At 72.2% G+C, this 13,180-nt stretch carries 12 protein-coding genes; 3 read left to right on the top strand and 9 right to left on the bottom strand.

From position 1 onward, the window contains the following. Positions 1-45: 45 nt before the first annotated feature. The 9 genes from rpoZ to pyrR all read right to left on the bottom strand — a co-directional run bounded on the left by rpoZ (position 46) and on the right by pyrR (position 10,105). Entirely contained in the window at positions 46-336 is a 291-nt protein-coding gene (gene rpoZ, locus CFRA_RS05275) for a DNA-directed RNA polymerase subunit omega (RefSeq protein WP_075663755.1), read from the bottom strand. 96 nt (positions 337-432) lie between these two features. Next, positions 433-1,020 (bottom strand): guanylate kinase, encoded by a 588-nt coding sequence (gmk, locus tag CFRA_RS05270; RefSeq protein ID WP_075663754.1) that lies wholly within the window; start codon positions 1,018-1,020, stop codon positions 433-435. 3 nt (positions 1,021-1,023) lie between these two features. Next, positions 1,024-1,344 carry an integration host factor, actinobacterial type gene (mihF, locus tag CFRA_RS05265; protein ID WP_075663753.1) on the bottom strand — a complete coding sequence of 107 codons (321 nt, stop codon included), beginning with the start codon at positions 1,342-1,344 and terminating at the stop codon, positions 1,024-1,026. Between the two features lie 275 nt (positions 1,345-1,619). After that, entirely contained in the window at positions 1,620-2,417 is a 798-nt protein-coding gene (gene pyrF, locus CFRA_RS05260) for an orotidine-5'-phosphate decarboxylase (RefSeq protein ID WP_075664894.1), read from the bottom strand. A gap of 92 nt (positions 2,418-2,509) precedes the next feature. Then, positions 2,510-5,881 (bottom strand): carbamoyl-phosphate synthase large subunit, encoded by a 3,372-nt coding sequence (gene carB / locus CFRA_RS05255; RefSeq protein ID WP_075663752.1) that lies wholly within the window; start codon positions 5,879-5,881, stop codon positions 2,510-2,512. Then, on the bottom strand, positions 5,881-7,089 hold the full coding sequence (carA, locus tag CFRA_RS05250) for a glutamine-hydrolyzing carbamoyl-phosphate synthase small subunit (protein WP_075663751.1): 1,209 nt from the start codon (positions 7,087-7,089) through the stop codon (positions 5,881-5,883). Before carA ends, carB begins: the two co-directional genes overlap by 1 nt. Positions 7,090-7,147: 58 nt before the next feature. Continuing rightward, positions 7,148-8,542 carry a dihydroorotase gene (locus CFRA_RS05245; protein WP_083666855.1) on the bottom strand — a complete coding sequence of 465 codons (1,395 nt, stop codon included), beginning with the start codon at positions 8,540-8,542 and terminating at the stop codon, positions 7,148-7,150. A gap of 1 nt (position 8,543) precedes the next feature. Then, positions 8,544-9,524: an aspartate carbamoyltransferase catalytic subunit gene (locus CFRA_RS05240; protein WP_075663750.1), complete on the bottom strand. Its 981-nt coding sequence runs from the start codon at positions 9,522-9,524 to the stop codon at positions 8,544-8,546. Continuing rightward, positions 9,521-10,105 (bottom strand): bifunctional pyr operon transcriptional regulator/uracil phosphoribosyltransferase PyrR, encoded by a 585-nt coding sequence (pyrR, locus tag CFRA_RS05235; RefSeq protein WP_075663749.1) that lies wholly within the window; start codon positions 10,103-10,105, stop codon positions 9,521-9,523. Before pyrR ends, CFRA_RS05240 begins: the two co-directional genes overlap by 4 nt. Before the next feature lie 169 nt (positions 10,106-10,274). Here pyrR and CFRA_RS05230 point away from each other — a divergent pair, with 169 nt between their 5' ends. From CFRA_RS05230 to CFRA_RS05220, 3 genes are all read left to right on the top strand, one after another. After that, the gene (locus CFRA_RS05230) at positions 10,275-11,729 is read left to right on the top strand and encodes a TIGR01777 family oxidoreductase (RefSeq protein ID WP_075663748.1); all 1,455 of its coding nucleotides are present in this window, start codon (positions 10,275-10,277) and stop codon (positions 11,727-11,729) included. A gap of 136 nt (positions 11,730-11,865) precedes the next feature. Continuing rightward, positions 11,866-12,417: a YbjN domain-containing protein gene (locus CFRA_RS05225; RefSeq protein WP_075663747.1), complete on the top strand. Its 552-nt coding sequence runs from the start codon at positions 11,866-11,868 to the stop codon at positions 12,415-12,417. Beyond that, complete coding sequence (locus CFRA_RS05220; protein WP_075663746.1) at positions 12,414-12,881, top strand: hypothetical protein; 468 nt, start codon at positions 12,414-12,416, stop codon at positions 12,879-12,881. Before CFRA_RS05225 ends, CFRA_RS05220 begins: the two co-directional genes overlap by 4 nt. Positions 12,882-13,180: the final 299 nt, after the last annotated feature.

Raw genomic sequence — 13,180 nt, 5'->3', positions numbered from 1 at the left:
GGGGGCGTCGGAAAGCAGACGTCGGGGCGCGGTGCCCCGAGGGGCCTAGCGGCCCTCCTCGTACTCGAGGAGGCCGGCGTCGATCTCGCGCAGCGCGATCGACAGCGGCTTCTCGCCGGGCTCCGGGGTGACCAGCGGCCCGATGTACTCGAAGACCTCGTTGTCGGCCTGCTGGTAGTGCGCGTTGATCTGGCGCGCCCGCTTGGCCGCGAAGATCGCCAGAGCGTACTTCGAGGAGACCTTCTCGAGCAGGCGGTCGATCGGCGGGTCGGTGATGCCGACCGGCGGATCGAAGACCGGCTGGTTTTCTTCCGTCTCGTTAGTCACGTTAGTCACTCACACCTGTGTTTCTTCGGTTGCGTTGAATGCGGCCGCGGCGGGCCGGACGGGCACACACGTCCGGTCCGCCGCGGCGCGGCTCCGTTCAGCAGGTCACTGCCGGGGAGCCTGATCCTCTCCACGCAGGATAGCACTGATCTCCGCGAAAGCCCGCTCCACGTCGTCGTTGACCACGACGCGGTCGAACTCGTCGCGCGCGGCGAGCTCGGTGCGCGCGGTCTCGAGGCGGCGGGCGACGACGTCCTCCGGCTCGGTGCCGCGGCCGGTCAGCCGCTTGACGAGCTCGTCCCAGCTCGGCGGGGCCAGGAACACCGTGACCGCCTCCGGCATCAGGGACTTGATGCTGCGCGCGCCGGCCAGGTCGACCTCGATCAGGACCGGACGGCCCTGCGTCAGGGACTCGCGCACCGGCGCCGCGGGGGTGCCGGAACGCTGCAGGCCGCCGTGGATCTCGGCCCACTCCAGCATCTCGCCGCAGTCGATGTGTCCCTGGAAGTCCTCGGGGGTGACGAAGAAGTAGTCCTCCCCGTCGACCTCGCCCGGACGCGGTGCGCGGGTCGTCATCGAGACGCTGAAGTACAGGTCCCCGATGCGCTCCCGCAGGAGGTGGACCAGCGTGGACTTGCCCACGGCCGAGGGGCCGGCCAGCACTACGAGCCGGCCGCCGGTTTCACCTGCCATGATCTACTCGGCGAAGCCGAAGCGCTCGAGCAGCGCACGACGCTGACGCTCGCCCAGGCCGCGCAGACGGCGGGTCGGGGCGATCTCGAGCTCCTCCATGATCTCCTTGGCCTTGACCTTGCCGACCTTCGGCAGAGCCTCGAGCAGGGCGGAGACCTTCGTCTTGCCGACGATCTCGTCGTCCTGGGCCTGGTCCAGGACCTCCTTGAGCGTGATGTCGCCGCGCTTGAGCTTCTCCTTGAGCTCGGCACGGGCCTTGCGGGCCTCAGCGGCCTTGGCGAGAGCCGCCTTGCGCTGCTCGTCGGTCAACTTCGGAAGGGCCACGGGGTTCCTCCAGTTTCATAGTCGGATGGTTATGCGGCGTTCCGGATCTCTCCGTCACAACCGTCTTACACCGGCACCTTGACGGGGAGGCTCAGGCCTTCCCGCGCCGCGGAATTTCACCGCTGTGGTCCGATGACGTGCGGTAAGTCTAGCACCGACTGCGCCGGTGTCGATCTTGACCGGCCGTTCGCGTCGCTCCCGGCCGATGGACGTCGCGACCGGTGCTCTCGCACCGGCCGCGGCGGGCGGTACCCAAAAGTACCAGGTGGGTCGCGCTACGTCTCAAGCGACGCCGGGGAAAACTCCCCGACGGCCGCGCGCAGCGCCTCGACCGAGGGGCCCGCGGACAGGATCGCCCGCGAGACGTTCGGCCAGGCGCGCCCGGCCGCGGCACCGGCGACGCGCTCGGCGTCGGCGATGCTCGCGCCCTGTGCGCCCACGCCGGGCAGCAGCACCGGGCCGCTGAATCCGGCCAGGTCAGGCCCCTCGGCGAGGGTCGCGCCGACGACGACGCCGCAGGTGGCCCCGGGGTGCGCGGCGGCGAGGCGCTCGGTGGCCTCGACGACGCGCTGGGCCAGGGTCGCCCCGTCCGGGTCGGCGGTGCGCTGCACCTCGGCGGCCTCCGGGTTGGAGGTCGCCGCGAGAATGAACACACCGGCGTGGTGCTCGGCCGCGGCCTCGGCGGCGGGCGCCAGGGCGCCGACACCCAGGTACGGCGAGACGGTCACGGCGTCGGCGCGCAGGGCCGAGCCCTGACCCAGCCACGCGTCCGCGTAGCCGGCCATCGTCGAGCCGATGTCGCCGCGCTTGGCGTCCGCCAGGGTCAGCGTGCCGGCCTCGCGGAAGCCCGCCAGGGTCTCCTCGAGGACGCGCAGGCCGGCGGAGCCGTGGCGCTCGTAGAAGGCCACCTGGGGCTTGACCAGGCCGACGCGGCCGGCGAAGGCCTCCACGCAGCGCGCGGAGAACTCGGCCAGGCCGTGGACGTCGTCCTCGAGGCCCCAGTCGTGCAGCAGGCGCGCGTGCGGGTCCACGCCCACGCACAGCCGTCCGAAGCGCTCCCCCGCCGCGGCCAGGCGCGCACCGAAGGTCGCCTCGGCCCCGGCGGTCGGGGCGGCCGGGGCGGCCGGGGTGGCCGAAGTGCCCGGAGAAGTCCCGGAGTCCGCGGTCACAGCTTCTCACCGCCCTCGGCGACGAACTTCGCCACCGGGGTGTGCTCGAGCTGCTGCAGCGGGCGCACGGTCAGCCCACCGGCGCGCAGGGCCTCGATGCCCTGCACGGCGGCGACGGTGCCCTGCACCGTGGTCACCAGCGGCACACCGGAGTGCACGGCGGCGGCGCGGATGTCGTAGCCGTCGTGGCGCGCGCCGGCGGAGCCGGCCGGGGTGTTGAGGATCAGGTCCACGTCGCCGTCGATGATGCGGTCGACGATGGAGCGGCCCTCGGCGCCCTCGCGCACCTCGGAGGCCTTGAGCACGGTCTCGCAGGCCACGCCGTTGCGGCGCAGCATCTGCGCGGTGCCGTGGGTGGCCATGATGGTGAAGCTCAGGCCGGCCAGCCGCTGGATCGGCAGGATCAGGGTGCGCTTGTCCTGGTTGGCCACGGAGACGAACACCGTGCCCTCCACGGGCAGCTCGCCGAAGGCGGCGTCCTCGGCCTTGGCGTAGGCGGTGCCGAAGTCGCCGGCCAGGCCCATGACCTCACCGGTGGACTTCATCTCCGGGCTGAGCAGGGTGTCCAGCATCTCGCCCTCGGGGGTGCGGAAGCGGTTGAACGGGAGCACCGCCTCCTTGACCGCGATCGGGGCGTCCAGCGGCAGCGAGCCGCCGTCGTAGGACTCCGGGATCATGCCCTCGCCGCGCAGCTCGGCCAGGGTCGCGCCCATCATGATGCGGGCGGCCGCCTTGGCCAGGTGCACGCCGGTGGCCTTCGAGACGAAGGGCACCGTGCGCGAGGCGCGCGGGTTGGCCTCGATGACGTAGAGGGTGTTGTCCTTGAGCGCGAACTGGACGTTCATCAGGCCCTTGACGCCGATGCCGTGGGCCAGCGCGGCCGTCGAGCGGCGCACGTTGTCGATGTCCTGCGGCCCCAGGGTCATCGGCGGCAGCGCACAGGCCGAGTCGCCGGAGTGGATGCCGGCCTCCTCGATGTGCTCCATGACGCCGGCCAGGTAGACCTCCTCGCCGTCGCACAGGGCGTCGACGTCGATCTCGATGGCGTTGTCCAGGAAGCGGTCGACGAGCACCGGGTGGTCCGAGCTGAGCTCGGTGGCGCGCTCGATGTAGCCCTCGAGGCTCTGCTCGTCGTAGACGATCTCCATGCCGCGCCCGCCCAGCACGTAGCTGGGGCGCACGAGCACGGGGTAGCCGATGCCGGCGGCGACGTCGCGGGCCTCCTCGAAGGTGGTCGCGGTGCCGTACTCCGGCGCGGGCAGCTGGGCCTCGGCGAGCACGCGGCCGAACTCGCCGCGGTCCTCGGCGTTGTTGATCGACTCCGGGGTGGTGCCCACCACGGGCAGGCCCTCGGCCTTGAGCGCCTCGGCCAGGCCCAGCGGGGTCTGCCCGCCGAGCTGGACGATCACGCCGGCGACGGTGCCCGAGGCGGCCTCGGCGTGGTAGACCTCGAGGACGTCCTCGAGGGTCAGCGGCTCGAAGTAGAGGCGGTCGGCGGTGTCGTAGTCGGTGGAGACGGTCTCCGGGTTGCAGTTGACCATCACGGTCTCGTAGCCGACGCGGGAGAGCTCCAGGGCGGCGTGGACGCAGGAGTAGTCGAACTCGATGCCCTGGCCGATGCGGTTCGGGCCCGAGCCGAGGATGATGACCTTCTTCTTCTCGGTCTGCGGGCGGACCTCGCTCTCGGCCTCCGGGTCGAGCTCGTAGGCCGAGTAGTGGTACGGGGTGCGCGCCTCGAACTCGGCGGCGCAGGTGTCCACGGTCTTGTACACCGGGCGGATGCCCAGCGAGTGGCGCAGGCGGCGCACGCCGGTCTCGCCGGCGAACTCCGGGCGCAGCGCGGCGATCTGGGCGTCGGAGAGCCCGAAGACCTTCGCGCGGCGCAGCAGGTCGGAGTCGAGCACCGGCGCCTCGAGGACCTCGGTGCGGAAGGCGACGAGCTGCTCGAGCTCGGCGAGGAACCAGGGGTCCAGGCCGCTGGCCTCGTGGACCTCGGCCACGCTCGCACCCAGGCGCAGCGCCAGCTCGACGTCGTACATGCGGCCCTCGGTCGGGCGCCGCAGATCCTCGAGCACGGCCTTGACGTCGTGGGCGCGCTCGCCGGCGAAGGACTCGTCGGGGGCGGTCCAGAAGCCGGCGGGCTTCTGCTCGAGGGAGCGCATGACCTTGTTCAGGCCGCTGATGTAGTTGCGGCCGATCCCCATGGCCTCGCCGACGGACTTCATCGTGGTCGTCAGCGTGTCGTCGGCGCCGGGGAACTTCGCGAAGGCGAAGCGCGGGGCCTTGACGATGACGTAGTCGAGGGTCGGCTCGAAGGCGGCCGGGGTCACGCCGGTGATGTCGTTGGTGATCTCGTCGAGGGTGTAGCCGATGGCCAGCTTCGCGGCGATTTTGGCGATCGGGAAGCCGGTGGCCTTCGACGCCAGCGCCGAGGAGCGGGACACGCGCGGGTTCATCTCGATGGTGATCAGGCGGCCGTCCTCGGGGTTGAGGGCGAACTGGATGTTGCAGCCGCCGGTGTCCACGCCGACGGCGCGGATGATGGCGATGCCCTGGTCACGCATCTTCTGGTACTCGCGGTCCGTCAGCGTCATCGCCGGGGCCACGGTCACGGAGTCGCCGGTGTGCACGCCGAGGGCGTCGACGTTCTCGATGGAGGCGATGACCACGACGTTGTCGTCGCCGTCGCGCATCAGCTCCAGCTCGTACTCCTTCCAGCCGAGGATGGACTCCTCGATGAGCACGTTGGCCTCGGGGCTGGCGGCCAGGCCGTCGCCGGCGATGCGTTCGAGGTCCTCGTGGGTGTAGGCCAGGCCGGAGCCCAGGCCGCCCATGGTGAAGGAGGGGCGCACGACCACGGGCAGGCCGAGGTCCTCGACGACCTCGTAGACCTCGTCCATGGTGTGGCAGACCGCGGAGCGGGCGGACTCGCCGCCGATGGAGGCGACGATGTCCTTGAACTTCTGGCGGTCCTCGCCGCGCTCGATGGCGTCGATGTCGGCGCCGATGAGCTCGGCGCCGTACTTGTCCAGGATGCCGAGGCGGTCGAGCTGGATGGCGGCGTTCAGGGCGGTCTGGCCGCCCAGGGTGGCCAGCACCGCGTCGATCGGGTGGCCCTCCTCGGCCTCCTTGGCGAAGACCTTCTCGATGTACTCGGGCTTGATCGGCTCGACGTAGGTGTGGTCGGCGAACTCGGGGTCCGTCATGATCGTCGCCGGGTTCGAGTTGACCAGGGTGACCCGCAGGCCCTCCTGCCGCAGCACGCGGCAGGCCTGGGTGCCGGAGTAGTCGAACTCGCAGGCCTGGCCGATGACGATCGGCCCGGAGCCGATGACCAGGACGTGGCTGATGTCGTTGCGCTTGGGCATTACTTGGTGTCCTCCCGGTCGTTGTCGCCGCGGTTGGGCGAGTGCTTCTCCATCAGTTCGACGAAGCGGTCGAACATCTCGCCGGCGTCGTGCGGGCCGGCGGCGGCCTCCGGGTGGTACTGCACGGAGAAGGCCATGCCGTCGGCGAGGGCGACGCCCTCGACGCAGTCGTCGTTGAGGCAGGTGTGGGTCACCCGCGCCGGCCCGAAGTCGGTGTCGAACCTCTGGCCCGGCTCGCCCTTGAGGGCGAAGCCGTGGTTCTGCGAGGTGATGTGGATGCGCCCGGTGTCGTGGTTGATCACCGGCACGTTCAGGCCGCGGTGGCCGAACTTCAGCTTGTAGGTCTCCAGCCCGAGGGCGCGGCCGAGGATCTGGTTGCCGAAGCAGATGCCGAACAGCGGCACGTGCGCGCGGATGACGTCGCGGGTGACCTCGACCATCTCGTCGGCGGTGGCCGGGTCGCCCGGGCCGTTCGAGATGAACACGCCGTCGGCGTGGTACTTCTCGATGTCCTTGTAGGGGGTGTTGGCCGGCACGACGACCGTGTGCACGCCGCGGCGGGCCAGGTGGCGCGGGGTGTTGGACTTGATGCCCATGTCGTAGGCGACGACGGTGAAGCGCTCCTCGCCCTCGGCGGACACCTCGTAGGCCTCGTCGGTGGAGACCTCGCGGGCCAGGTCCGCGCCGGCCATCGCCGGCTGGGAGCGGACCTTCTCCACGAGCTCCTCGCGCGGGGCCTCGGCGTCGGCGCCGGAGAAGACGCCGGCGGCGATGGAGCCGTGGTTGCGCAGGTGGCGCACGAGCGAACGGGTGTCGACGCCGCGGATGCCGACCACGCCCTGCTCGACCATCGCCGCCTCGAGGGTGCCGGAGGCGCGCCAGCTCGACACGGCGGCCGAGAGGTCGCGGATGACCAGGCCGGCGACCCAGATGCGGTCGCCGCGGGACTCGTCGTCCTCGTCGTTCCAGCCGGTGTTGCCGATCTGCGGGGCCGTGGTCGCCACGATCTGGCGGTGGTAGGACGGGTCGGTCATGGTCTCCTGGTAGCCGGTCATGCCGGTGGTGAAGACCGCCTCGCCGAGGGTGGTGCCGGTGGCCCCGAAGGGCACGCCGGTGAACACCCGGCCGTCGGCGAGGACGAGCACGGCCCTGCCGGGTCGCGCGGTGGTGTGCGGTTGCGTCACGGTGTCGCCTTTCAGTTGGTTCATCTGGTCCGGCCGGCTCGACCCGGCCGACCTCAAGTCAGTGTCTGCGTCGGGCGCCGGTTCAGGCATCGGCCTCGGCCGCCAGGGAGTGGGTGACCTTGCCGCGCAGGACGGTCGCGGTCACCCGGGCGTCGAACTCGAGGCCCTCGTACGGGGTGTTCTCGGACTTCGAGGCCAGGTCCCCGCCGTGCACCGTCCAGGGGCGGTGCGGGTCGACGACGGTCAGGTTCGCCGGCTCGCCGACGGCCACGGGGCGGCCGTGGCCGGGCAGGCGCACGATCTCGGCGGGCCGCTCGCTCATCACGCGGGCGACGAAGCGCCAGTCGGCGCGCCCGGTGGCCACGAAGAGCTTGGCCACCACGGCCAGCGAGGTCTCCAGGCCGAGCATGCCGGGAAGGGCGTGCTCGAAGTCGCAGCACTTCTCCTCGGAGCCGTGCGGGGCGTGGTCGGTGGCCACGCAGTCGACGGTGCCGTCGAGCAGCGCCTCGCGCAGGGCCTCGGTGTCGTCCTTCTCGCGCAGCGGCGGGTTGACGCGGTAGCGGCCGTCGTAGCCGGTGATCAGCTCGTCGGTGAGCATCAGGTGGTGCGGGGTGACCTCGGCGGTCACGGCGATGTCGTGGTCCTTGGCCCAGCGCAGCAGCTCGACGGTGCCGCGCGTGGAGGCGTGGCAGACGTGCAGGCGGTTGCCGTAGTCGCGGGCCAGCAGCGCGTCGCGGATGACCACGGACTCCTCGGCGGTGCGGGGGCGGCCGACCAGGCCGAGGCGTCCGGAGACCTCGCCCTCGTTGGCGGTGCCGTCCTCGACCAGGCGGGGGTCCTCGGCGTGCTGGGCCAGCAGCACGTCCAGGCCGCGGGCGTACTCGAGGGCGCGGCGCATGATCAGCGGGTTGTCCACGCACACGCCGTCGTCGGAGAACATGCGGACCTTCGCGTCCGAGCGGGCCATCATGCCGTACTCGGTGATCTTCTCGCCCTTGAGCCCCTGGGTGATCGAGCCGACCGGGTGGACGTCGCACAGGCCCAGGGCCTGGCCCTTGGCCCACACGCTCTCGGCGATGGTCGGCTGGTCGGTCACGGGCTTCGTGTTCGCCATGGTGAACACGGCGGTGAAACCGCCGCGGGCCGCGGCCCGCGAGCCGGTCTCGATGGTCTCGGTGTCCTCGCGGCCGGGCTCGCGCAGGTGGACGTGCATGTCCACCAGGCCGGGAAGCAGCACTCCCCCGTCGCCCTCGAGGACCTCGTCGGCGGTCTGGTCGGCCGGCGCGTCGAGGGAGGCGATCACGCCGTCCTCGACGAGCACGTTGACCGGCTCGCCCTCGCCGTAGGGGCGCACGTTGCGGATCAGCAGGCTGCCGGCCGGGTGGGCCGCCAGCCGGCCCGTGGCCGGCCAGTCCGCCGGCGCACCCGCGCCGGCCTGCGCGGCGTCGTCAATCTTGTTCACGGTGTTCTCGCTCATCTCAGGCCTCGGCGCTTTCGGTGGTGGACGGACCCGCGGTGGCCGCGGCAACGTCGCCGCCGTGGGAAAGGAGGGTGTGCAGGACGGCCATGCGCACGTGCACGCCGTTGTGGACCTGCTGCAGGACCGCGGTGTGCGGGGCGTCGGCCACGGCGTAGTTGATCTCCATGCCGCGCAGCATCGGGCCGGGGTGCATGACGATCGCGCTGTCCTTCATGCGGGCGGCGCGCTCCTTGGACAGGCCGTAGAGCGCCGCGTACTCGCGGTGGGAGGGGAAGAAGCCGCCGTGCATGCGCTCGGCCTGCACGCGCAGCATCATCACCACGTCGGCCTTTCCGACCTCGGCGTCGAAGTCGTGGGAGATCTCGACCGGCCAGTTCTCCACCGCCACGGGCAGAAGCGTCGGCGGGGCGACCAGGACCACCTGGGCGCCGAGCTTGGTCAGCAGGTCCACGTTGGAGCGGACCACGCGCGAGTGCAGGCAGTCGCCGACGATGGCGACGCGCAGGCCCTCGACGTGGCCGAGGCGCTGGCGCATGGTCACCGCGTCCAGCAGCGCCTGGGTGGGGTGCTGGTGACGGCCGTCGCCGGCGTTGATGACGTGGGTGGCACGCCCCTCGGCGTCGAGCTGGTCCGCCAGGTGGCGGGCCGCGCCCGAGGAGGGGTGGCGGATGATGATCGCGTCGGCGCCGACGGCGGTGATCGTCTCGCCGGTGTCCTTGAGCGACTCGCCCTTGGCCACCGACGAGGAGCTCGCCGAGATGTTGATGACGTCGGCGCTCATCCACTTGCCCGCGGTCTCGAAGGAGGACCGGGTGCGCGTGGAGTTCTCGTAGAACAGGGTGAACACGGTGCGCCCGCGCAGGGTGGGCAGCTTCTTGATCTCGCGGCCCTCGAGCGCGCGGCGGAAGTTGTCCGCCTCGTCCATCAGGCCGATGATCTCCTCGCGGCTCAGGTCCGCGATGTCCAGCAGGTGCTTCATGCGTTTTCGCCTCCCCGGCGAATCAGGTGGACCGCGTCGGTGCCGTCGATCTCGGCGAGGGTGACGGTGACGTCCTCCTCGCGGGCGGTGGGCAGGTTCTTGCCCACGTAGTCGGCCCGGATGGGCAGTTCGCGGTGGCCGCGGTCAACCAGCACGGCCAGCTGGATCCGGCTCGGGCGTCCCTCGTCGCGCAGTGCGTCGAGCGCGGCGCGGACGGTGCGCCCGGAGAACAGAACGTCGTCGACGAGCACCACGGTGGTGCCGTCCACGCCCTCCTCGGGCAGCGTCGTGGGCTTCAGCGCGCGGTGCGGGCGACGGTAGATGTCGTCGCGGTAGAGCGTGGTGTCGAGGGCGCCGGCGAAGACCTCCACCCCCGAGAACTCGTGGATCGCGGCGGCGAGTCGCTTGGCCAGCGGCACCCCTCCCGAGGGGATGCCGAGCAGGATCACCCTGCCGGTGCCTTCCGCGTCCAGTGCTGTCTTCTCGATGATCTGGTGCGCGATGCGCGCGACGGTGCGGCCGAACTGGTCTGCGTCGAGAATTTCGACGGACTCGTCGGCGCGCTGCGGCCTCTCGCTCATCGTGACCTCCTTCCCCGCCTCTCGGTGCGGTCCTTAAAGGATGTCCCCCGGCTCGGATAGACTCGCGGACCGGAGATGGAATATGCCTACAGGCGGCCCTCACTTTACACCAGCCGCCACGGCGGACCGTCCCCGGTGACCTTGTCCGCTCCCCCGAAAGACGTGCACCGTGAGCCTGACCACCAGACATCTCGTCCCCGCCGACCGTGCGGCCGTGTGGCGCTGGCACACCCGTTCGGGTGCGGTCGAACGCCTCACCCCGCCCTTCCTGCCGATGACGCCGCTCAGCCAGGCGTCCTCCCTGGCCGACGGCACCACCGTCTTCGGCCTGCCGGCGGGCCTGCGATGGGAGGCGCGCCACGACCTCTCCGGCTTCCAGCCGGGCCGCAGCTTCGTCGACGTCTGCGTCTCCGCGCCCGTGCGCGCGCTCACCCAGTGGCGCCACCTGCACCGCTTCGCCGACGCCCCGGAGGGCAACACCCGCATCACCGACGAGGTGACCACGCGCGTGCCGGCCCGCAGCCTGGCACCGGCCTTCGCCTACCGCCAGCACCAGCTCGTCGCCGACCTCGAGGCGCTGCGCCGCCTGGCCGCGATCGCCCGTGGCGGGGAGATTAACGACGCCGCGCGTGCCGGCGTCGCCGGTTCCGGCGCCGTGGGTGCGGGGGCTGGCACCGCCGACGACGCGGACGCCGGACGCCCGCTGGACCTGCCGGCGCTCACGGTCGCGGTCACCGGCTCCAGCGGCACCGTCGGCCGGGCGCTGTGCGCCCAGCTGGGCACCGCCGGGGTGCGCGTGGTGCCGCTGGTGCGCGGCGAGGCCGGCGACGGCGAGCGCCACTGGGACCCCACCGACCCCGACGGGCACCTGCTCGACGACGTCGACGCCCTGGTGCACCTGGCCGGCGAGCCGATCATGGGCCGGTTCACCGACGCCCATAAGGCCAAGCTGCGCGACTCGCGCATCGGCCCGACCCGCCGACTCGCCGAGCTGGTCGCGGCCTCCGAACGCTGCGACGTGATGGTCTGCGCCTCGGCGGTCGGCTGGTACGGCGCCGACCGCGGCGACGAGTTCCTCGGCGAGGACTCCGAGCCCGGCGACGGCTTCCTGGCCGAGCTGTGCGCCGAGTGGGAGGCCGCCTGCGCCCCGGCCCGCGCGGCCGGAAAGCGCGTGGTTAACGTGCGCACCGGCCTGGTGCTCTCGGGCGGGGCGGGCATCCTGCCGCTCTACCGGGTGCTCTTCAACACCGGCCTCGGCGGCGCGCTCGGCGACGGCACCGCCTGGCTGCCGTGGATCGCCCTCGACGACCTCAGCGACATCTACGTTCGCGCGATCGTCGACGCCGCGCTGGCCGGCCCCGTCAACGCCAGCGCGCCGTCGCCGGTGCGCGCCGCCGGCTTCGCCAAGGCGCTGGGCCGCGAGATGCACCGGCCCTCGGCCTTCCCCGTGCCCGGCTTCGGCCCGGCACTGCTGCTCGGCCGCGAGGGCGCCGAGGAACTGGCGCTCGCCGACCAGCGGGTGGTGCCCTCCCGGCTCGAGGCCGCCGGTCACGTCTTCCGGTACCGCGAGCTGGCCGACGCGCTGGCCCACGAGCTCGGCGGCGAGGAGCTCGCGGACGCCTGAGTCCACTCCCCGGCGCCGGTCCCCGGCGCACTCTCCCGCTGCCTCCCCTGTGCTCTGCCCCGGCGCCTTCCCGCGCGGTGGTCCAGCCTCTCCCCGGGACCGACGGCGGTCGGGTGCTCGCGTACCCTGGGGCGGCGTGAGCGAACAAGTAACTGAGACCCCCACCCCGGTCGGGCCCGCCCGCATCGAGGCCGCGCTCCAGGCGATCGGCCTCGAGTACGAGGTCCGCGACCACACCTCGGACCCGGAGAAGACCCGCATCGTCACCGGCTTCGTCGACACGGCCGTCGCCTTCGTCGTCGACGGCGGCGAGCTGCGCGCCGAGGGCTACTGGCGCGGCGAGGTGCCCGCCGCCCGCGCCGGCTCCATCCTCGAGGTCACCCGCACGATGAACGAGCGCAATTTCGTGCCCGTCCTCTTCGTCACCGAGGGCTCCGAGGACGGCCGCCTGGCCGTGTGCGCCCGCGCCCGGCAGACCGTCGGCCAGGGCCTGACCGACGAGCAGATCCGCGACTTCCTCGTCTACTACCTGCGCCAGACCGTGGACACCTTCGCCAAGCTGGCCCAGGCCTTCCCCGAGGTCGTCGACTGGGAGGACCCGCACGCCGCCCACGCGGCGGCCGCTGAGGCGGACGCGGCCCAGGCCGCCGGGCAGCCCGCGGGAGACAACGAGGAGGACGCCAAGTGAGCTTCGACAACACCACCCTGACCCCGGTCGACCGCCAGCGCATCGCCGAGACGCTCCTCTCGCTGGGCGAGGCCCCCGCCCCCGAGGGCGACAAGGGCGTCACCCTGATCCACGACGCCCGGCGCATCCACGCCCTCGTGCTGGAGACCGTGGTCATCGTCGCCTGCGAGCGCGCCGTCGAGGACCTCGAGGTCTCCGAGGCCGAGCCGCTGGCGCTGGCCGCCAACCGCTTCATCTCCGGGACCTTCTCGGCGAAGGCCGTGGTGCGCCGCACCCCGCCGGACCCGCAGAAGCCCGAGGCCGGCCCGGTGACCACGCTGCGCACCGAGGCGATGCTCATCGCCTCGCCCGGCATCACCGACGCCCAGCTGGCCGACGCGCTGCCGAAGATGATCTCCGAGGTCGCCGCCGCCCAGGACGAGGTCGTCAAGGACGCCGGCGCGATCATGCGCGCCACCAGCTAGCCGGGGCCCGGCCCACCCGACGTCCCACGCCGAACCGACCGGACCGAGACAGGCCGTCCCGGCCCTCACCGCATGAAAAGACCCCGCCGAGGCGGGGTCTTTCTCACGTCTCCGAAAAGCGTCAGTGCGCGGTGCCGGACTCGTCGTCCTCGTCGGCCGGGGCCGCGGCGTTGACGCCGGTGGCCTGACCGGAGCGCGGGTAGGCGGAGCCGGCGTGGTGCGGCTCGACGCCCTCGACGCCGACGGCCTCGATGCCGGTGTCCATGCGGACCTCGCCGAAGGGGCCGGTGGTCTCACCG

The organism is Corynebacterium frankenforstense DSM 45800, assembly GCF_001941485.1.
Taxonomy (GTDB): Bacteria; Actinomycetota; Actinomycetes; order Mycobacteriales; family Mycobacteriaceae; genus Corynebacterium; species Corynebacterium frankenforstense.
The sequence above is the reverse complement of the archived record's forward strand: the minus strand, read 5'-3'. Positions and strand labels throughout refer to the sequence as shown.

What these genes read in the sequence shown, in the direction of transcription:
- gmk (WP_075663754.1), bottom strand. Translation starts at nt 1,020, where the DNA reads ATGGCAGGTGAAACCGGCGGCCGGCTCGTAGTGCTGGCCGGCCCCTCG.
- carB (WP_075663752.1), bottom strand. Translation starts at nt 5,881, where the DNA reads ATGCCCAAGCGCAACGACATCAGCCACGTCCTGGTCATCGGCTCCGGG.
- carA (WP_075663751.1), bottom strand. Translation starts at nt 7,089, where the DNA reads ATGAACCAACTGAAAGGCGACACCGTGACGCAACCGCACACCACCGCG.
- CFRA_RS05245 (WP_083666855.1), bottom strand. Translation starts at nt 8,542, where the DNA reads ATGAGCGAGAACACCGTGAACAAGATTGACGACGCCGCGCAGGCCGGC.
- CFRA_RS05240 (WP_075663750.1), bottom strand. Translation starts at nt 9,524, where the DNA reads ATGAAGCACCTGCTGGACATCGCGGACCTGAGCCGCGAGGAGATCATC.
- pyrR (WP_075663749.1), bottom strand. Translation starts at nt 10,105, where the DNA reads ATGAGCGAGAGGCCGCAGCGCGCCGACGAGTCCGTCGAAATTCTCGAC.